Below are 19,904 nucleotides of genomic sequence, written 5' to 3' on the forward strand. Positions count from 1 at the left end.
CGACACTACTGGCCGATCGAGTCCAGGGACGCCGGAATGTTGTCCAGATAACCCTTGATGTTGCGGGCGGTTTCCTGCACGGAATCGCCGCCGAACTTTTCCGTGACGGCCTCGGCCAGGACGAGTGCCACCATCGCCTCGGCGACGACGCCCGCCGCCGGGACCGCACAGACGTCGGAGCGCTGGTGGTGGGCCTTGGCGGCTTCGCCCGTGCTGACGTCGACCGTCTTCAGGGCGCGGGGCACGGTGGCGATCGGCTTCATCGCGGCGCGGACCCGGAGCACGTCGCCGATGCTCATGCCACCTTCGATCCCGCCGGCACGGTTGGATGTGCGGATGATCTTGCCGGCGTCTTTCACAATCTCGTCATGCGCCGCCGAGCCGCGCCGGGATGCGGTGAGGAAGCCGTCGCCGACTTCGACGCCCTTGATGGCCTGGATGCCCATCAGGGCGGCAGCGAGCCGTGAATCGAGGCGGCGGTCCCAGTGGACGTAGCTGCCCAGTCCCGGCGGGAGCCCGTAGGCGAGGACCTCGACGACTCCGCCGAGGGTTTCGCCTTCCTTGTGTGCGATGTCGACCTCGGCGACCATGGCGTCGGAGGTCTCGCGGTCGAAGCAGCGCAGCGGGTCGGCGTCGAGGGCGAGTACGTCGGACGGGACCGGCAGCGGCCGGCCTTCCGGGACGGCCGTGCTGGCGATGGACACCGTATGGGAGACCAGCTCGATGCCGAGCTGTCGGAGGAACGCGGAGGCGACCGTGCCGAGGGCCACGCGGGTTGCCGTTTCGCGGGCGCTGGCGCGCTCCAGCACGGGACGTGCCTCGTCGAAACCGTATTTCTGCATCCCGGTGAAGTCCGCGTGTCCTGGCCGGGGCCGGGTCAGCGGGGCGTTGCGGGCCTGGTCGGCCAGGACTTCAGGGTCGACGGGATCGGCGGACATGATCTGTTCCCATTTGGGCCACTCAGTGTTGCCGACCTGGATGGCGATGGGGCCGCCCTGGCTGATGCCGTGGCGGACGCCGCCGAGGATCGTGACCACGTCCTGCTCAAACTTCATCCGGGCGCCGCGGCCGTAGCCGAGCCGGCGGCGGGCCAGCGAATCGGCGATCTGGGCGCTGGTGAGTTCCACACCGGCGGGCACGCCTTCAATAATTCCGACCAGTGCCGGGCCATGGGATTCTCCGGCAGTCAACCAACGCAACATAAATTCCATCCTGCCATGTACGGCGGCTAGAACACCCGTCGGGGTGCCCCTACTGCGTCACACATCACATCTATGACTTCGGCAGGCACGGCCTCAGCCAGGCCGGTGAAGTGGCGGACCTGTTCCACTGCCTGGTAGATGAGCATCTCAAGACCGGGGACCACGGTGCCGCCGGCCTGCTGCCAGGCGGCGGCGATCCTGCTGGGCCACGGATCGTAGGCGGCGTCCAGCAGGACCCCGGACAGACCCGGCACGCCCGCCGGTAACGGCTGCCCCCCGCGGCGCGCGAACAACTCCGCCAATTCGCCGGCCAGCAGGTCTGCGGCGCGCGGCGGCAGGGTGGAGATGACGACGTCGGCAGCGGCGACGGCGGGGGCGGCTCCGCTGAGCGGGAGGACCCGGACCGGCAGGGCCAGAGCCACGGCGGCGGCCCGTGCTTCCGCTGCCCGGCTGACATCGCGGACAAAGATGGTGGCCTCCGGGGCGCCCAGCTCCTTCAGTGCTGCGAGGGCGGCGGCCGAGGTCCCGCCTCCGCCGAGGACAACACCGGTGGGTGCGGACACGGCGCCCGCATGGCGGAGCGCGTTGACGATTCCGGCGACGTCCGTGTTGTACCCGACCAGCCGGACGGCGCCGGCGCTGTCCCCGGGCGCCGGGGGCTCAAACGCGACCGTGTTCACGACCCCGAGCTCGCGGGCCACGCCGCGGACCTCGTCCACTTCGCGGGCCATGCCGGCCTTCAGCGGCATGGTGACCGACAGCCCGCGCCAGTCGTTCCTCTGCCGGACATCCTCCCGGAGCCGGTCCATAAAGGCCGGCAGCGCTTCCTCGGTCACATCGATCGCCGTGTAGTCCAGCTCCACACCGAGATACGCGTAGGCGGCCCGGTGCAGCGCCGGCGACTTCGAATGGCTGATCGGGTGCCCCAGTACGGCGGCGCGGAGCGTCATACGCAGCGTCCGGGGTTGGCCTCACACCAGGCGTTGTACCGCGCCACGTAGGTGTTGTGCTCGGCCAGGGTCTTGGAGAACAACGTCTCCTTGGTGTCCAGGTTGATTGTCACCCAGTAGAGGTACTCGTTCGTCTTGGGCTTGGCGGCAGCGTCGATCGCCGTCTTGCCCGGCGAGCCGATCGGGCCCACCGGCAGCCCCTGGTTCGCGTAGGTGTTGTACGGGTTGGACTTGTCGGCCTTCTGGTCCTCGTCGATGTGGAAGCTCTTGATGCCGAGCCCGTAGGTGACGGTGGCGTCGGACTGGATCAGCCCGTTCGTCTCGATGTTGTCCGGCTTGAGCCGGTTGTAGATGGCGCCTGCGACATCGCCGTATTCCGCCTGGCCGCCTTCGGCCTGGACGATGCTGGCGACCGTGACGACGTCGTACTGTTTCTCTTTATCCGTGACGCCCTGGGCCGTGAGCTCGTCCAGGGTGCTGGACACCAGCGTCTGCAGCACCTCCTTGGCCGGTGTGCCGAGCGGGAACCGGTGCTCGCCGGGGGCCAGGAAGCCTTCAAGGTTCTGGGCCCGGTCCGACACGCCGAACTGACCGGGCGAGTCGCTGAGCGCCTTGAGTTGGGCGACCGGAACACCGGTGCCCTCGGAGATCGCCTGGAGCGATTCCCCGATCCTGAGCCCGGCACTCAGTGCGAAGTACATGACCCTGTCCTGGTCCCGGTTCAGCAGCACGGCCACGGCATCGGAATTCTTCATCTCATTTCGCATGCTGAACTCACCGGGAGCCAGCGCCCCACCGGACGCCAGGAAGTCCCGCAGGAAAGTGTCGGCGTTCGCGACCACCTTCTTGTCCTGCAGCTCGGTCGCCACGGACTTCGGCCCCGCACCTGGCGGCACGGTGATGACGACCTCGCCGGTTCCGGGGCCCGGATAGTCGGCCAGCGTGTCGCCGCCGAGGAGGGGCTTCAGGAACTGCGCGCCGACAACGAGTGCCAAAATAAAGACCGACAGGGTGAGCAGCAGCGCAAGGAAGCGGCGCCGGCGGCGGACCTTCTTGGACGGGCCCTTCGAAGTGGGGATGGCTGAACCTCCGGCCAGGACAACCCGGCCGTCTTCCTCGTGCTGGTACTCCGCCGGGCTGGCGTCCGGGTCGTGGTAAACGTAGTGGGCTTCGTCGGCGGGGTCGACGGCGTCGCCGTGCATCCCAGCGTGCTGGCCGGGTTCGTAGCCCGGCCCGTCCGCTTCATAGTGGACAGCGTCAGGGTGGACAGCGTCTTGGTGGGAAGCGTCAGGGTGGGCAGCGTCTCCGCGGAATATCCCGCCGGCGTACTCGTGCTCGGGCACTTCGTGGGCCGGCTCGTACTGGCCGGGCGCTGCGTGAAACTGCTCCGCGGGCGCGGGCTCATCGTGGACAGGCGTGTCGTGGAACTGCTCCGCGGGCGCGGGCTCATCGTGGACAGGCGTGTCGTGGAACTGCTCCGCGGGCGCGGGCTCATCGTGGACAGGCGCATCGTGGAACGGATCTTCGTGCGGGGGCACTTCGTGCGCGCGCGCATCGTGGATCTGCTCTTCGTGCGCGGGCTCTTCGTGGACTTGATCCTCGTGCACGGTCGGGGCTGATGTCGGCAGCGCGGGCGCGCCGGCGGTCGTGGCCGGCGGGGCCGGGAGATCCTCGCCGGTCTCGAAAGCCTGCGGCGGGATAACGTCGTGACCCGGGGTTCCCTGGTGCTTCTCCTGGGCCCTGATTTCTTTACGCGTCAGCGGTCGGCGGTCGGCGCCGAAAGCCTCACCGGCGGGGTCGTCACTGTTGACCGGGCTCACTGTAGCCTTCCAGTTTGGGCAAAATGCTTTGTGCGGAATGTAGGTCTAATGCAGGCGTGGCCGAAACGATATCCCCGGGCGGCCCCGGTGCGGACTCCGCGTACACGCGGCTTCCGACCTCCGTTCCCCTGGCCTTTTGCATATCAATGGCATGTTGCAGGATACCTGCGGCCGCAACCTGATCAACCACCTTACGGTGATTTCGGGAGCTCATGCCAGCTTCATGCAGGTTCCGGTGGGCCGTGACAGTGCTCAACCGTTCATCGACCAGCCGTACCGGGACCTCGGAACCACACTCCCCCAGTTTACCTGCCAGTAGCTTTGCGTAGTCCGTGGCCATCCTGGCCGAGGCGTGTTCCTCGCCCTTCATCGTCCGCGGCAGGCCGACAAAGACCTCGACCACACCAAGTTCCACGGCCAGGGCGGCGAGGATCCGCACGTCGGTGTCCTTCTTCGCGTTCCGCGCCAGGGTGCGCAGGGGTGTGGCCAGGATGCCGTCACGGTCACAGACCGCCACGCCGACCCTGACCGTGCCGACGTCCACCCCGAGTTTCACGCCCTGGGGGTAGTCGCCGGGCACGGCAGTTTCGTTCATGGCTCGTCCGTTATCGCCGGGTAATGGCGTCCACGACGGCGGTGAGGGCCGCGCCGACCTTGCCGGCGTCCGTGCCGCCGCCCTGGGCGACATCGTCCTTGCCGCCGCCGCCGCCGCCGAGGATGCCGGCCGCGAGCCGCACCAGAGCGCCCGCCTTGACGCCGGCAGTACGGGCGGCGTCGTTGGTGGCGATCAGGATGACCGGGCGGTCATTGCTGACACCGGCGACCGCGACGGCGGCGGGCTCGGAGCCAAGGCGCGTCCGCAGGTCCAGGGCCAGTCCGCGCAGGTCGTCCGCGCCGCTGACCTGGCCGGCGTCGTGCGCGATCACCTTGACGCCGGCGGCGTCCCTGGCCGTGCCCACGAGCTGCGCGGCTGCCGCAGTCAGCTGTTCCCGGCGCAGGCGGTCGAGTTCCTTCTCCGCTGTTTTGAGCTTGGTCAGGGTGGTGGCGATCCGGTCCGCGAGCAGACCGGACGGAACCTTGAGCAGTTCGGTGAGTTCGGTGACAAGGGCGCGTTCGGCGGCGAGGTGCCGGAAGGCCTCCATGCCGACGAAGGCCTCGACGCGGCGGTTTCCCGATCCAACGGACTGTTCCCCGAGCAGGGACAGACTGCCGATCAACGAGGTGTTCTCCACGTGCGTGCCGCCGCAGAGCTCGCGGGACCAGGCGCCGTCGATCTCCACGACGCGGACTTCGTTGCCGTAGTTCTCGCCGAAGAGTGCCATGGCGCCGAGGGCCTTGGCCTCGGCCAGTCCCATGATCTTGGTCTCCACCCGGTAGTTGTTGCGGATGGCGATGTTCGAGACTTCCTCGATCTCGGATCGGGTGGCCGGGCTCAGCCCTTCACCCCAGGCGAAGTCGAACCGCAGGTAGCCGGCCTTGTTGTAGGAGCCGCGCTGCAGCGCTTCCGGGCCGAGGATCTGGTGCAGGGCCGCGTGCACGATGTGCGTGCCGGTGTGGGCCTGCTCGGCGGCGTGCCGGCGTTCCCGGTCGACGGCCGCCTGGACGAGCGAGTCGGCGCCGATTTCGCCCTCGCGGACGATTGCCTTGTGCACGCTCAGGCCCTTGACCGGGCGCTGGACGTCCAGGACTTCGACGACGAAGCCGTCGCCGGTGATCAGCCCGGTATCCGCGGCCTGGCCGCCGGCCTCAGCGTAGAACGGGGTCTCGGCCAGGACGAGTTCGATTTCGTCTCCCGTCGAGGCCTGGGAGACTTTGCGGCCACCGGCGAGGATGCCGCGGACCTTGGACTCGCCGGTCAGTTCGGTGTAGCCAGTGAACACGGTTTCGCCGGCGGAGAGCAGCTCCTGGAAGGCGCTGAGGTCTGCGTGCGACCCCTTTTTGCCCTTGGCGTCGGCCTGGGCGCGCTGGCGCTGTTCGAGCATCAGCTTGCGGAATTCGGGCTCGTCGACCTTCAGCCCGGCCTCTTCGGCCATTTCCAGCGTGAGGTCGATCGGGAAGCCGTAGGTGTCGTGCAGGGCGAAGGCGTCGGCGCCGGAGAGCGGCCTCCCGGCGGACTGGGATTCCTTGACGGCGTCCTCGAGCCGGGCCGTGCCGGAGGCGATCGTGCGCAGGAACGCCTTTTCCTCGGCGTAGGCGATCCGGCTGATCCGGTCGAAGTCCGTTTCCACGATCGGGTAGACGCCCTTCATGGCGTCCCGTGAGGCGGGCAGCAGTTCGGGCAGGCAGGCCTTTTCGACGCCGAGCAGCCGCATGGAGCGCACGGCACGGCGGATCAGGCGGCGCAGCACGTAGCCGCGGCCCTCGTTGGAGGGCGTGACGCCGTCGGCGATCAGCATGAGGGAGGACCGGATGTGGTCGGCGACCACGCGCATCCGGACGTCGTCGGTGTGGTGCGGGTCCTCGGCGGATTCGGCGGAGGTGTACTCCCGGCCGGAGATGGCCGCCGCCTTGTCGATGACGGGGCGGACCTGGTCCGTCTCGTACATGTTTTCGACACCCTGCAGGATCATCGCGAGACGTTCCATGCCGAGGCCGGTGTCGATGTTCTTCTGCGGCAGTTCGCCGGTGATGTCGAAGTCCACCTTGGAGCGCACATTGTCGATCTGGTACTGCATGAACACGAGGTTCCAGATTTCCACGTACCGGTTCTCGTCGGCGATCGGACCGCCCTCGACGCCGTAGGCCGGGCCGCGGTCGTAGTAGATCTCGGAGCAGGGCCCGGCGGGGCCGGGCTGGCCGGTGGACCAGTAGTTGTCTGCCTTGCCCATCCGCTGGATCCGCTCGGCGGGCATCCCCGTGTTCTTCAGCCAGAGCTGCTCGGCCTCGTCGTCCTCTTCGTAGACGGTGACCCACAGCTGCTCGGGCGGCAGGCCGTAGCCGCCGTCGTCAACGCTGGTGGTGAGCAGTTCCCAGGCGAACTTGATGGCGTCTTCCTTGAAGTAGTCGCCGAAGGAAAAGTTGCCGCACATCTGGAAGAAGGTGCCGTGGCGGGCCGTCTTGCCGACCTCCTCGATGTCGCCGGTGCGGATGCACTTCTGCACGCTGGTGGCGCGCTTGTAAGGCGCCTGCTCGCGGGCCGTCAGGTAAGGAATAAACGGGACCATGCCGGCAACCGTGAACAGCAGGGACGGGTCGCTGGAGACCAGCGAGGCGGAGGGCACCGCCGTGTGGCCCTTGCTGACAAAAAAGTCGATCCAGCGCTTGGTGATCTCCTGCGACTTCATGAGCTGATTACTTACCCTTCAATATTCACTGCGTTCGTGGTTCACGCGTGTGGTCCGCGGAACGGTCTGGTCCCGGCCGACGGCCGTGCCGGCGGCCCCTGACCGGGTGCCGCCCAATTCTCATTCTCTCGCGGCTAGCGCCGGACTGCACCCCGGCCGGCGGAGCCGTGGACGATGGCCTTCTCCAGGCCGGCGTCAATGCCCAACGCGCTGCGGAGCTCTGTCTCCCGCTCGTTCATGCCTTCACGGACCGCGTCGGCGAAGTCGTAGAGGCCGTCGGCGAGCCGGCCGACCGCGCGGTTCAGGCCCTCGGGGCCCAGGTTGGACTGTGCTTCGGTGATCTTGCGGAAGGCGATGACGCCGATGGCGACGCCGATTCCCATCCAGATGATTCTGTTCATGTCAGGTTCTCCAGCTGGGGGTTAGCGGCTGCGGCGGCCGGTGGCGGGCTTTTTGCGGGCGGTGAAGGCCGAGCGCACGCCGTAGCTGAAGGAGGCGACCTTGATCAGCGGCGACCCGACAGTGGCAGCCAACAGGGAGGACAGGGCGGAGATGTTCGCGGACGCGTCCGAGACGTTGTTCGCGATCCCGTCGACCTTCTTCAGCTGCTGATTGGTGCTGGACACGGTGGCCGTGACCTCGTCCATCAGCGGGGTGGCGCCGTCGCTGATGGAACGGATGGAGGTCCGCACTTCGTCGAGCACTCCCCCGAGCTTCAGAATCGGCACGGCCAGCAGCAGGACCAGCAGTGCAAACACTCCGGCCGCGATCAGGCCGGCAATATCGCCACCAGTCATAGTCTTCATCTCCTTGTTGCGTCGTGTCCCTGCGGACGTTCCGGGCTGACACAGCCGGCTGCCGCAGAACTCCCCCAAGTACCTTACATACAAAGAAGCCCGCGGCGCTTGCCACGGGCTTCTTTGTAAGGTGTCGCGTTGGATCTAGCGTGCGTAGAATTCCACGACGAGCTGCTCTTCGCAGGTCACGGGGACCTCGGAGCGCTTCGGGCGGCGAACCAGGCGTGCCTGCAGGGCGTCAAGCTTGACGTCCAGGTAGGCCGGAACCATCGGCAGGACGTCGCGGTGCGCGCCGGCTGCTGCAACCTGGAACGGAGGCATGGACTCGCTGCGGCTGTGGACGTGGACCAGCTGGCCCTCAGCGACGCGGAACGACGGGCGGTCAACACGGATGCCGTCAACCAGGATGTGGCGGTGGACAACCAGCTGGCGGGCCTGGGCGATGGTGCGGGCGAAGCCTGCACGCAGCACGAGGGCGTCGAGACGCATTTCGAGCAGTTCGATCAGGTTTTCACCGGTCAGGCCCTTGGTGCGGCGTGCTTCTTCGAAGGCACGGGTCATCTGGGCTTCGCGGATGCCGTACTGGGCGCGCAGACGCTGCTTTTCGCGCAGACGTACGGCGTAGTCGGAGTCCTGCTTCTTGCGGGCACGGCCATGCTCACCGGGGCCGTACGGGCGGCGCTCCATGTACTTGGCGGCCTTGGGGGTCAGAGCAATGCCGAGTGCACGCGAAAGGCGTGCGGTACGGCGAGCACGAGTGTTGTTAGCCACTTGTGTCCTTCCAATATCTGCGGTGTGTCAGTGTTACTGGCCTCCACGATGGAGAGCATCGGCCAACCGCTGCCTTTTGCTACTGGGCACAGGGCAAACCCATCTGAAAACAACGCAACAGCGTGCAATGCTGAATTCGAGTGGATTGTGCGTCTGCGCCTTGCCAGACAACGAACAAGCCTACCACCTCGGGGCCGGCGGGCCGTCAGATCAGGGCGTGCACGCCCCGGCTGCTGCGGCGCCCGTAGGATGCCGCCCCTAAAAACTCCACGGCAACGAACGCGGCGGAACCGACGACCCATTCATCATGGCCGGGCGGAATCGCGTAGGTATCGTTGGCGTGGATTGTGGTGCGCAGCCCTTCTGCGGATTCCACTGCCATCTCCCCCGAGATGCAGAACCCGAGGTGGTGGTGCTGGCACAGCTCGGTCTGTTCGAACCTTCTGCTGGACACCGACCAGCGCCAGCCCGGGCCGAGGATCAGCCGCGCCACCGCGTAGTCGTTCACGGTGACGAGGTCGAATTCGGCGTTGTCGGGGCACCTTTTCTTGTCCGGTACATCGAAGGACTTGACGGACACGGCTGTGACGAAGTTCACGGACATGGACTTACTACCTAGCGAATCGGGCGGGAAAGCCCGGCGTGAAGCCAGGCTACTGGTTTGCCGGCCGCCGACCTGAGGTGCTGGCAGCGAAGAGCCGGCGGGAAGTGCCGGTGTCCCCATCCAAACAGACACGCAAGCAGACACGCGCAGCAGGTCCTTGCTGACTTAATCCCACGTTAGACCTCAGGGACCGGAAGTCAACGGCGAGTTTCCGGGGTCCGGTCACGTGCCCCGGATGATCCGGCGCAGCCGCTCCAGCCGGGTGGAGATGTCCCGCTCGGCACCGTTGCCGGTCGGCTCGTAGTAGTTGCGGCCCACCAGGTCATCCGGCGGGTACTGCTGGGTGGCCACCGAGTGCGGCGCGTCATGGGCGTATTTGTAGCCCTGCCCGTGGCCGAGCTGTTTGGACCCCGGGTAGTGGGCATCGCGCAGGTGGGCGGGGATGCCATTTCCGAGGCCGGCGCGGACGTCCGCGATCGCCTGGTTGATGCCCAGATAGGCGGCATTGGATTTGGGCGCGGTGGCGAGGTGGACCACCGCCTCCGCCAGGATGATGCGGCCTTCCGGCATACCGATCAGCTGCACCGCCTGGGCGGCGGCCACGGCGGTGAGCAGCGCCGTCGGGTCCGCCATGCCGACGTCCTCCGCCGCGGAAATGACGATCCGCCGGGCCACGAACCGCGGGTCCTCCCCCGCCTCAAGCATCCGGGCGAGGTAGTGCAGGGCGGCGTCGACGTCGGAGCCGCGGATAGATTTGATGAAGGCGCTGGCAACGTCGTAATGCTGGTCGCCGGCGCGGTCGTAGCGCACCGAGGCGACGTCGAGGGCCCGTTCCGTGTGCTTGAGCTCGATCTTTACCGGAGCGTCGCCGGCCGCCCCGGCGGCGTCGCCGGCTATGACTGCGCTGGTTTCGACTGCGCTGGTTTCGACTGCGTCGGTTTCGACTGCGTCGGCGGTGTCCGCATCGCCGAACGCGACGCCGGCGGCCGCCTCCAGCGCGGTCAGCGCCCGGCGGGCGTCCCCGCCGGAAAGCCGGACAAGGTGCGCCAGGGCTTCGGCGCTGAGTGCCACCTTGCCGGCGAGCCCGCGGTGATCGGCCGCTGCCCGCAACAGCAGTCCCTCGACGTCGGCGTCGGTGAGCGGCTTGAGTGTCAGCAGCAGGGACCGCGAAAGCAGCGGGGAGACGACCGAGAAAGAGGGATTTTCGGTGGTTGCCGCGACCAGGACCACCCAGCGGTTCTCGACGCCGGGCAGCAGGGCGTCCTGCTGGGCCTTGTTGAAGCGATGGATCTCGTCCAGGAACAGCACCGTGGTGGTCTTGAAGAGGTCCCGGGCGGTGAGCGCCTCCTCCATCACGCGTCGGACGTCCTTGACGCCGGCGGTGATGGCTGAGAGCTCGACAAACTTCCGGCCCGGGCCTTTGGCGATAACGTGCGCGAGGGTGGTCTTGCCGGTTCCGGGCGGCCCCCAGAGGATCAGTGAACTGGGGCCGGCGGGGCCGGTGGCGTCGGTTCCGGCGGCGAGCTGGCGCAGCGGCGAGCCCTGCCCGAGGAGGTGCTGCTGCCCGACCACGTCATCGAGCGTCCGGGGCCGCATCCGGACCGCGAGCGGGCTTCGCGGTGAGGCGGAGCGGCGGGCGGAGCCTCCGTCGACTGTGTCGTCGGTGTCGACGTCGTCCTCGATAGCGCCGCCGCCGTCCCGTCCTGCGCCAAAGAGATCTTCCACATAGATAGGCTACTTCTAGTTCCTGCCCGCCCCGACACACACCTCACAACGGAGACCTGCGCCATGGCACCCACCGACACCCGTGTGGCGTTCGTCTCCGGCGCCCGGCTGCCGGGCTGGGTGGAGCGCTTCGCGGCGAGCCACGGCGGGCTGGTGGCGGAGGAGCTCGACGGCGGTCTGCAGCTGCGGGCCGAGGACGGGGCCGTGGCCCTGCTGCAAGCACCCTGGCCCGCCGACGGGCGTCCCGGGCGCGGGGCCGACGCCGTGGCGCGGCTGGCGTCGCTCGCATCGCAGCCGCGTTGTATCGGTGCCGTACTGGTCCGCCGGGGCGGCTATTCCGTGGCTGTGGTCAGCGGCGGCGCCGTGCTGGCGTCCAAGACCGGCACCCGGCATGTCCAGTCCCGGACGGCGGCGGGCGGCTGGTCCCAGCAGCGCTTCGCGCGGCGGCGCGCGAACCAGGCCGATGCGCTGGTGGAGGCTGTCGCCGGGCATGCGGCCCGGATTTTCGCGGACCACCGGATCGAATACCTGACGCCCGGCGGCGACCGCACGCTGGCGGAGCAGGTCCTCGCCGAACCGGTGCTGAAGCAGTACGCCGCCCGTCCCCGGCTGGCGTTCCTGGACGTCCCGGATCCGCGCGCTGCGGTCCTGAAGAAGGCCGCGTCGGACCTGTGTGCGGTGCGGATCCTGGTGACGGATCCGCCGGCCTAGAAATGGCCGGCATGGTTCACCAGACGAGTTTCATCAGCCTGCTTAGCATTTTGCCGAATGTGAACTAAAATTTTGGCATTAGCCCGCCGCATGCCGGCGGTCCGACTGTAGGGAGAACGCTATGGGTTTGGATGACAAGATCGGCAACGCTGCCGAGAAGCTAGCAGGCAAGGGCAAGGAAGCCGCCGGTGAGGCCACGGGTGATGAGAGCCTGAAGGCCGAAGGCAAGGGCGACCAGGCCGCAGCCGACATCAAGCAGGCCGGCGAAAAGGTGAAGGACGCCTTCAAGCATTAGCCGACCAGTAGTGGAAGGGCGCGGGTCCCGGACGGGATCTGCGCCCTTCCTGCGTCCGCGCCTATGCGCCGCGTCCACGCCTATGCGCCGCGTCCACGCTCACTCGCCTGCCGGACCGGAGCGAGGCAAGTGGGAGCCTTCCTGGCCGGCGTCCCGGCCCGGCGCCGGTGACGCGTCGCGCAGGACCGCCCGAGCCGACCTGGGACGCCGTGGCGCCCCGAGCGCGTGGACGAACCTTTCCAGCTGCTCCTGAAAGGTGCGCCAGTCTTCCACATCCAGACTTGTAGGGTAGGCGTCAATTTCCGCCTGGCGGGCGGTGACCAGCGCCGCCCTGCCCGCCGACGTCAGCTGCACGTGGAGTTGGCGTCGGTCGACGGGATTCCGCGTCCTTGTGATGTAGCCGCCCGCTTCCAACCGGGACAGTACCCTGCCCAGGGTTTGGCTTTGGACGTGCACTTTGGCCGCGAGCTGCTCCTGGTTCAGCGGACGGGGAGCGATTGCTTCCAGGGCGATCAGTGCGGCCCGGGTCATGTTCAGCGGCGCAAGCGCCTCGTTTTGTCGATACCGGATCAGGCGGGCCGCTGTCATAACCAATCGAAAGGTGCCCTGACGGTACGGTTCAATTTCGCGTGTCATGGGTGCCGCGTTCCCGCGTCAGAGGTTCCCTCGTCACGGGTTCCCGCACCAGGGGCAAGAACGAAGGATTGACGACGAAGCCGAAGGACAGAGTATGGTGCGCCGCGTCGCTCCGGGCGCTGGTCAGGACCTGATGTACTTCGGTGGACTCGATATTGCACGCTCCTACCATAAGCATGCTTACTAAGCATTTGGCAAGCATGCTTAGTAGTCTCCTAGCCGGCGTCGCGGTTCAATACCGCGGTGGTAACCTCCCCGGACTCACCGGTCCCGTTCGTCCAGATCGTTTGGGAGTACGAGGTGGCGCGGATTCTCACTCGTTCCGCGCACATACACGCGGGGCCAACCCAAGACAGGAGCCTGTATCCACATCGGCACCCGTGCAATCCAGCCGATGATCCAGAACCCGGCGCTGGCCAGGACCATCAGCGCGATGCCACCCCAGAAGGCCCACGAAGACCACACCGGACCGAGCATATCCTGTCCCAGTTCAGTGCTTCCGGCGACGGCGGCGAAGAGACCCAGGATGAGGAAGAAGCCGATAATGCCGCCGCCGGCCCGGATGGCTTCGCCGCCGAGAACGCCTGACAGCAGCAGCGGGAGCACGATGCCGGCGCCGATCAGCAACATGGCCACAACACCGAGAGCCTCTCCTGCGTCCCCCTCAACATTGTCGCTGAGTGGTCCGATGATAAACCCGGCGCCGATCGATACGAACATAAAAATGATGAGGATAGTGCTGGTTGTACTAATAAAGCGCTCGCTGAAGCGGAACGTTCCGGCGGGGCGGCGGGTCTGTGCGGGTAGTTGCCGCGTCGGCGCCCACGGCGTCGGCTGGATTGCTGGATTCCTTTTCCTGGTTTTTCGCCTGCCGGCCTTCATCTGGCGAACCATCGGCACTCCCAATTATCGATCAAATGGATAAATCGAGTCTACGGTGCCACAGGTGAGACAACCGCCATCCCGTCGGCCGCCTGATCCCCCAAGAAATCCTGGAAGGGCCGCCGTTCCATCCCCCAACATCTTCAGATGGAACCCCGGCCCGTCCGCTGACCGGCTGGCGATGCCCTGCGGCTACTCCTCTGGAGCCAGGGTGACGGTGACTCCGTTGAGTTCCGGGCTGAAGTCGAGTTGGCAGGAGAGCCGCGATCCGCACTCCTGGTAGCCCTCGGCCTCGACCAGGAGTTCGAGTTCGTCCTCGCTGCGTTCGCCCAGGGTGTCAAAGACGTCCTTCGCCAGGAAGACGTGGCAGGTCGCGCAGGAGGCGGTGCCGCCACAGGAAGCCAGGACGGGCAGGTCGTTGTCGCGGAGGGCCTCCATCAGGGTCTGGTCCGGGTCCCACTCGAGGTCGTGGTTGGCGCCGTCGCGGTCGATGACGACGAGTTTGTTGCTGCTCATGAAGGTTCCTTTGCGTCAGGTGCTGCTGTCGTCAGGGCTTCAGCCAAATCGGCGTCGGCCACAACGCAGTCAACGAGGGCGGTAGTGGGGTCTGCGGCGAGCGAGGGGTTGATCCGCGCCCCCTGGGCGATCAGCTTCTTGGCGGGCCGGAAGTCGGCGAGGCCTGCGATGGTGTCGACGGCGGCGAGGCGTCCGTTCCGGAGGTACACCGCCGAGAACTTTCCCGCGGCGGGGTTGCCGCGCACGATCACCTCGTCGTCCGGGTGGCGGACGCCGGCAGTCTGCAGCCTGACACCGTGCTGGACGGTCCAGAACCAGGGAATCTCCGGGGCCGCGGCGGGCTGGCCGGTGAGGTGCGCTGCGACCCTGTCGGCCTGGGCCAGCGCGTTCTGGATGCATTCGAGGCGCTGGCTGGCACCGTCGAAGGTGCTGGTGAAGCGCGTGACGTCCCCCACCGCGTAGATGTCGGGGTCGGAGGTCCGTCCGTGCCCGTCAACAAGGATCCCGTCCCGGCACCGGAGCCCTGCGGCTTCCGCCAGTTCCTGGTTGGGCAGCACGCCGATTCCGGCGAGCACGACGTCGGCCGAGTGCGCGGCGCCGTCGGCGGTGGTGACCCGCTCCGCACGATCGGAGCCTTCGATGGCGGTGACCGCGGCGCCAAAGACGAAGCGGACACCGTTCTGCTCGTGCAGTTGCTCGAAGAAGCGGGACACCGGTTCGGACGTCACGCGGCTCATCGCTCGGTCCTGGAATTCGAGCACCGTGACCTCGCAGCCGGCCGCGGCGGCGGCAGCGGCGACTTCGAGGCCGATGTACCCGGCGCCGATGACGGCGAACCGGGCTCCGGGGACCAGGCTCCGCTTGAGCCCAAGGGCGTCGTCCCTGGTCCGCAGCGCCAGCACCCCGGGAAGGCTGGCGCCGGGCACCGGCAGGGCCCTTGCCCGCGAACCGGTGGCGATGACAAGCCGGGAGTAGCCGTGGCCGCTTCCGTCGGAGAGTTGGACGGTCCGGCGGGCAGGGTCGATGCTGTCGACGGTCAGTCCCGCCCGCCGGTCGATGCGCTTGTCGTCGTAGAACTTCTCTTTGCGCAGCACGGCGGACTCATCCGGTGCGCCGGTCTTCAGGAGTTCCTTGGACAGCGGAGGGCGTTCGTAGGGGGTCTCCTTTTCTGCCTCGAGCAGCAGGATGCCCCCGTCCCAGCCGCGGGTGCGCAGACCTGCCGCCACCGCGACGCCGGAGTGGCCGGCGCCGATGATGATAATCGGATCCTGGCGTGTGCCTGTGGGCTGCGGGCTAGGCATTGGACTCCCCCAGTTCCACGTAAAGGTGCTCGGGGCCCGAGTTGGTCAAGTTGTTCCCACGGACGTATTCGATGGGCTTGTCGGGGTGGAGGTTGAGGGAGTCCAGCTTTTCCGCGAGGAGTTGCACCGTGACCAGGACCTCCAGCCGCGCCAGCGGCGCGCCGAGGCAGCTGTGAACACCGTGCCCGAAGCCCAGGTGCCCGTCGGTGTTGCGGTCGATGTCGAAGGTCTCGCCGTCGGGGTATTTGTTGCTGTCGCGATTCGCGGCGGCGGGAAGCAGCCGGACGATGGCCCCGGCGGGGATGCACACGCCGGCAACTTCCACCTCTTCGGTGGTGATCCGACTGGCGCGCTGCACCGTCCCCCGGTACCGGGCGAGCTCCTCGACGAAGAGGTTTGCGTCGTCCGGGTTCCGCCGGATCCGCGCCAGCAGTTCGGGCTGGTCACTGAAGGCACGGAAAGCATTGGCGAGCAGGATCGTGGTGGTGTCGTGTCCGGCGACGAAGACGAAGGCACAGAGTTCCTTGGCTTCCTTCTCGCTGAGCAGGCCGTCCTTCCACATCCGGGCAATGTGGCCGCCCACGGAGTCGCTCTCCTCGCGGTAGAGGCGCTCCATGGTGTCCTTGAGGTAGGCGAATAACTCCATGGTGCTTTGCTCGTCGGTTCCGGTCCCCTGGGCGTTGCGTGCCAGCCGGCCGAAGTAACTGAAAGTCTCATCAGACCAGAACTTCATCTTCTCGAAGTCCTCGGCCGGGACGTCCAACAGGGCGCTGATGGTGGACATGCTCAGCGGGATTGCGTAGTCGTCGACGGCGTCGCCCCCTCCCGCCGCGAGCATCGGGGCCAGGTACTTGTTGGCGTTCTCCCGAACCCGTTCCTCGAAGCGGGCGATGGCCTTCGGAATGAACGCCTGGGCCACGACCTGGCGAAGCCGCGTATGGTTCGGTGCATCGAACAGGGTCAGGAAGGTCAGCGGGACCGGGTCAACGACCTGGGAGGAGAAGATCTTGGGGGCACGCATGGCTTTGCGGACGTCGTCGTACCGGGAGATGAACCAGACATCCGAAACCGGTGATGCGGCACGGAGGACCGGGGCGTTGTCGCGCATCCATTCGTAGTGCGCGTACGGGTCGCCCTGGGTGCCGTCGTCGACGACCTTGAACGGTGCCATGCCTTCCGGCCAAGCGAGTTCGTGGGAGTAAGGGGGCAGTCCGGCCGGCTCGGCGGGAGACGCGTCGGCGGGCAATAATTCAGTGGTGGCAGCAGACATCGTTGTCCTTCTGTCGGAGTGCGATGACGTGATGTACGTCTCAACCAAGAGTGCCCACTGAGGACCGCTCCACCTCGTAGGGATTCCGTTCATCGGTTGCGGAAGATGCCCGACGGCGGGCGGCGAAGCCGAATCCGGGGTTGGTCATCCGGATGTTGATCATCTAGGGCGGGCGGGGCGCAGCGCAGGCAGAACCTGTCGGCGCAGGGTAACGGGCCGCCCGCCCTAAACCACCTTGCGGGGGCAGCGGGGTACGCCGCGGATGGAGGCTTGCGTCGCGGTTCCCGCGCCGGAGATCGGGGCGCATCACGCTCCGGTTTGGACAGACGCCTCAACCTATTCGACGCGGCTTAGCCGGTCAGGCGTGGTGGGCAAGAAAGTGTTCCAGGATGGATTCGTCGAGGGGCTCATAGAAGATCAGATTGTCGGTGTCTGCGGCACGGAACGCGTGCCCGGCCGTGACGAGGTGCCAGTCCGGGAAGGGGTCCGCGGGCAGTTCCTGCTCCTGTTCAGGATCCGGGCCGGGATCCAGGGGCAGGGCCTGGTCCAGGTCTCTGTCTCGGTCCGGGGGCATGGCTGCGCCTATGTCGAGGTCCCTGTCCGGGTCCGGGTACATTTCCCCGGCTGCATCCATGTCCGCGTCAGCGTGCGGGTCCGCGTCCGTGTCCAGGAATCCGGGTGGCCAGTGGGGTGGTTCCCAGTCCTGTTGTTCGCTGGGGTAGTACCGTCCGGACGGGGAGGTCCAGCCGGGCGGGGCGTCCTTGCTGGCCCCGGCCGGTGTCCAGGCTGAACTGTGTTTCAGCCCGTGATGCTTGCGGCACGGTCCGCCGAGGTTGGTGATCCCGGTGGTCCCTCCGTCGGCCCAGGCCAGGAGATGGTCCGCGTCGTTGTCCAGGGAATGGTTGTGACAGCCCGGGAACGGGCACCGGCCATCGCGAAGCCGCAGCCACTGCCGCAGCGCGGGGGGCAGGCGGTAGCTGCTCCTCCCGATTTCCAGCGGCGCCCCGTCCCGCGGATCCACCAGCACCCGGTAAAACGAGCCGGCCCCGTCGGCGATCAGGCGCCGGGCCATCGAGGGCGGGATCGGCCCGTACCCGTCCAGCATCGCCGGTTCCTCAGTGGCGCCCAGCAGCGAGAACACGGGCACGGTGATCAGGACCTGCGCCCGCGGCGACGGCACACCCCCGCCCGCACCCGCCCCCTCAGCGCCCGCGGCACCATCAGCGCCGGCGGTGAGGAGCCAGGTCGCGGCGATGTCGGCGCGCAGCTGGGTCAGGGTGCGTGCCTCGGCCGGGCCCTGCAGGGCGCGGGCCGCGGCGGTGGTCCGGTCCCAGATCCCCGCGGCGGTATCGGCCGGAAGATACGCGGAGAACCACGCCATCCCGTCGGTGTCCGGGCGGAACTCGGTCCGCCGGTCCGCGACGCACTTGGTGTGGCGTTTTTCGATGCTCTCCCGGTGGTGGCGTTCACGCCAGGTCCGGGCCTTGGCCCGCAACCGGCCCGGGACGAGCTCCCCGGCCGGGCAGCCCCGGGCCGGGTCCGGCGCGTCGGGGTCCAGGAAGTGCCCCTCCAGCGCCGCCGCCCCCACCGGGTCCAGGTTCACCGTTTCCTCCACCACGACCCTCGCGTGCGCCCAGGAAATCGTCCCCGCCGTGAGCGCGGCGAGGGTCAGCGGCAACGTCGTCGTCAGCGCCAGGCAATCGCCCAGGAACCCGTCCGCGGCCGCTTCACTCACGGTCAGCAGGCACGCGATTTCCGCCCGCATCGCCATCTCCTCCAAGGTGTTGTCCCGCAGCGACGCCGCCGGCGGCGCCAGCGCCTGCGTGCCATTCACGATGTCCGCGGCGAGCTGCACCTTCAGCGCCGCAAGCGGGCCCTCGACCGCGACCAGCAGCGCGAGCCCGTCCAGGGAATCATCCACCCGGTCCCGCATCGGATCAGCGCGGTCAGCGCCGGCCCCCTGGAAGCCCGCCAGCGCCGCAAACGACGCCTCGGCAGCCGCCAGCGCCGCCCTGCTCTCCACACTCCAAGCCGTAGTGCTATCCATACACCCCAAACTAGCAAGCACCCCTGACACTTTAACTAGACCGTTTCCGATCCCGGTCCTTCTTCTTCTGAACTCGATGTACCTGTTCTCGGAAGCCTGAGGATCGTCAGTCTTACTGATCCAACAGCCAATACGCTCTGCCGCTGATATGTAGGTCGGGTTGTCAAGAGGCAGAGGTGAGCGGCTCCTGGGTTTGTGGTTCCGGGGGCCGCTCATCGTGTGCCGGGCCGGTTGTGGTGTGAGTGGTGGCGAGTCGTTTTCGACTGGGCAGTGTCAGGCTGATATTCGCGGGGTTGGTTACCGCATGACGATTTGTTCGGCGGGAGCATTATCGGTGTCTAGGTTCGGGCGTCGACGGTTGGTCCGTCTGCTCATAGCGAATTCTCGAGTTTGCTCCGGGTGCTGCCATCGCACTTGCATCACGTCCCGGGGGCACGATCTGGGTCAGGCCGCGTTCATGTGTTCTCCTTGCTGGAGTGGGGCGGCCAGGGACCAGCACCAGCCGGCGAGCTCGCGGGCGATCGCGGTGTTTGCCTTGACGGACATTTTGCGGCGCTCATCGAAGTGTTCCCACTTGTGGTGGAGCCGGTGGTTTCCTTCCAGGGCGCGGATCCGGGTTGCCGGGGCCACGAGGTCGAGCTGGCGCAGCAGCCGGTCCCCCGGGCCGGGCGTAGGGGCGCCGGTGCTGCCAGGCGGCTTCGATGAAGAGTTTGCGCGCGTAGGTGTTCCCGGCCTTGGTGATCGGGCCCTGGTGCCGGGATTGGCCGGAGGAGTTCTCACTGGGGACCAGCGAGAGGTAGGAGCCGATGGACGAACCGGTGAAGCGGGTCCAGTCCCCAACCTCCACGGCGAGGCCGAACGCGGTCGTGACCTGGATCCCGCGGAGGCACATCAACGCGTCTATCACGGGGGTGTAGCGGCAGGCCGCAGCCGTGTCGGCGACCTGCTTGTCGATCCTTTTGAGGTGCCCGGCGAGCAGCTCGGCCTGCTCGACGTCGGCCTCGTAGGTGAACTGCAGCGCCGGTTCGGCAAGCGCTGGCGGTGCAGCCACCGGCTGTGTTCCTGCGTCCATCGGGTTTCTTTAGGGTAGCGG

General features: G+C 67.4%; 19 protein-coding genes. 2 read left to right on the plus strand and 17 right to left on the minus strand.

Annotated features, from left to right (window positions below; all coding sequences use genetic code 11):
* Positions 1-5: 5 nt before the first annotated feature.
* From aroC to AC50X9_RS09335, 10 genes are all read right to left on the minus strand, one after another.
* Positions 6-1,202 (minus strand): chorismate synthase, encoded by a 1,197-nt coding sequence (gene aroC / locus AC50X9_RS09290; protein ID WP_494892732.1) that lies wholly within the window; start codon positions 1,200-1,202, stop codon positions 6-8.
* Between the two features lie 26 nt (positions 1,203-1,228).
* Positions 1,229-2,152, minus strand: a complete 924-nt coding sequence (locus AC50X9_RS09295; RefSeq protein WP_494892734.1) for a shikimate dehydrogenase family protein — start codon at positions 2,150-2,152, stop codon at positions 1,229-1,231.
* Positions 2,149-3,972 carry an endolytic transglycosylase MltG gene (gene mltG, locus AC50X9_RS09300; protein ID WP_494892736.1) on the minus strand — a complete coding sequence of 608 codons (1,824 nt, stop codon included), beginning with the start codon at positions 3,970-3,972 and terminating at the stop codon, positions 2,149-2,151. The genes AC50X9_RS09295 and mltG overlap by 4 nt, the downstream gene beginning before the upstream one ends.
* A complete protein-coding gene (ruvX, locus tag AC50X9_RS09305) occupies positions 3,953-4,567 on the minus strand; it encodes a Holliday junction resolvase RuvX (RefSeq protein WP_494892738.1) in 615 nt (204 codons plus the stop codon). Before ruvX ends, mltG begins: the two co-directional genes overlap by 20 nt.
* A gap of 10 nt (positions 4,568-4,577) precedes the next feature.
* The gene (gene alaS, locus AC50X9_RS09310) at positions 4,578-7,256 is read right to left on the minus strand and encodes an alanine--tRNA ligase (protein ID WP_494892740.1); all 2,679 of its coding nucleotides are present in this window, start codon (positions 7,254-7,256) and stop codon (positions 4,578-4,580) included.
* A gap of 134 nt (positions 7,257-7,390) precedes the next feature.
* Positions 7,391-7,657, minus strand: coding sequence for a DUF6167 family protein (locus AC50X9_RS09315; protein ID WP_494892745.1), 267 nt, complete (start codon positions 7,655-7,657; stop codon positions 7,391-7,393).
* Positions 7,658-7,678: 21 nt separating this feature from the next.
* Positions 7,679-8,053: a DUF948 domain-containing protein gene (locus AC50X9_RS09320; RefSeq protein ID WP_494892751.1), complete on the minus strand. Its 375-nt coding sequence runs from the start codon at positions 8,051-8,053 to the stop codon at positions 7,679-7,681.
* Between the two features lie 144 nt (positions 8,054-8,197).
* Positions 8,198-8,824 carry a 30S ribosomal protein S4 gene (gene rpsD / locus AC50X9_RS09325; RefSeq protein WP_069951912.1) on the minus strand — a complete coding sequence of 209 codons (627 nt, stop codon included), beginning with the start codon at positions 8,822-8,824 and terminating at the stop codon, positions 8,198-8,200.
* Positions 8,825-9,029: 205 nt separating this feature from the next.
* The gene (locus tag AC50X9_RS09330) at positions 9,030-9,428 is read right to left on the minus strand and encodes a cupin domain-containing protein (RefSeq protein WP_494892753.1); all 399 of its coding nucleotides are present in this window, start codon (positions 9,426-9,428) and stop codon (positions 9,030-9,032) included.
* A gap of 222 nt (positions 9,429-9,650) precedes the next feature.
* The gene (locus AC50X9_RS09335; protein ID WP_494892755.1) at positions 9,651-11,153 is read right to left on the minus strand and encodes a replication-associated recombination protein A; all 1,503 of its coding nucleotides are present in this window, start codon (positions 11,151-11,153) and stop codon (positions 9,651-9,653) included.
* Positions 11,154-11,216: 63 nt separating this feature from the next.
* On the opposite strand from AC50X9_RS09335, the gene AC50X9_RS09340 reads away from it, so the two are divergent.
* Positions 11,217-11,864, plus strand: a complete 648-nt coding sequence (locus AC50X9_RS09340) for an acVLRF1 family peptidyl-tRNA hydrolase (protein WP_494892757.1) — start codon at positions 11,217-11,219, stop codon at positions 11,862-11,864.
* A gap of 121 nt (positions 11,865-11,985) precedes the next feature.
* Positions 11,986-12,159: a CsbD family protein gene (locus AC50X9_RS09345; RefSeq protein WP_494892759.1), complete on the plus strand. Its 174-nt coding sequence runs from the start codon at positions 11,986-11,988 to the stop codon at positions 12,157-12,159.
* A gap of 99 nt (positions 12,160-12,258) precedes the next feature.
* Here AC50X9_RS09345 and AC50X9_RS09350 read toward each other — a convergent pair whose 3' ends face one another.
* The 7 genes from AC50X9_RS09350 to AC50X9_RS09380 form a co-directional block, all read right to left on the minus strand.
* Positions 12,259-12,795: a MarR family winged helix-turn-helix transcriptional regulator gene (locus tag AC50X9_RS09350; protein ID WP_494892761.1), complete on the minus strand. Its 537-nt coding sequence runs from the start codon at positions 12,793-12,795 to the stop codon at positions 12,259-12,261.
* A gap of 261 nt (positions 12,796-13,056) precedes the next feature.
* Positions 13,057-13,677 carry a hypothetical protein gene (locus AC50X9_RS09355; RefSeq protein ID WP_494892763.1) on the minus strand — a complete coding sequence of 207 codons (621 nt, stop codon included), beginning with the start codon at positions 13,675-13,677 and terminating at the stop codon, positions 13,057-13,059.
* 192 nt (positions 13,678-13,869) lie between these two features.
* Positions 13,870-14,193: a 2Fe-2S iron-sulfur cluster-binding protein gene (locus AC50X9_RS09360; RefSeq protein WP_494892765.1), complete on the minus strand. Its 324-nt coding sequence runs from the start codon at positions 14,191-14,193 to the stop codon at positions 13,870-13,872.
* On the minus strand, positions 14,190-15,494 hold the full coding sequence (locus AC50X9_RS09365) for an NAD(P)/FAD-dependent oxidoreductase (RefSeq protein ID WP_494892767.1): 1,305 nt from the start codon (positions 15,492-15,494) through the stop codon (positions 14,190-14,192). Before AC50X9_RS09365 ends, AC50X9_RS09360 begins: the two co-directional genes overlap by 4 nt.
* Positions 15,487-16,764, minus strand: a complete 1,278-nt coding sequence (locus tag AC50X9_RS09370) for a cytochrome P450 (RefSeq protein ID WP_494892769.1) — start codon at positions 16,762-16,764, stop codon at positions 15,487-15,489. Before AC50X9_RS09370 ends, AC50X9_RS09365 begins: the two co-directional genes overlap by 8 nt.
* A gap of 358 nt (positions 16,765-17,122) precedes the next feature.
* Positions 17,123-18,811, minus strand: coding sequence for an HNH endonuclease signature motif containing protein (locus AC50X9_RS09375; protein ID WP_494892771.1), 1,689 nt, complete (start codon positions 18,809-18,811; stop codon positions 17,123-17,125).
* A 556-nt stretch (positions 18,812-19,367) separates the two neighbouring features.
* The gene (locus AC50X9_RS09380) at positions 19,368-19,883 is read right to left on the minus strand and encodes a transposase (RefSeq protein ID WP_494892773.1); all 516 of its coding nucleotides are present in this window, start codon (positions 19,881-19,883) and stop codon (positions 19,368-19,370) included.
* Positions 19,884-19,904: the final 21 nt, after the last annotated feature.

The organism is Pseudarthrobacter sp. HLT1-3 (genome assembly GCF_059383535.1).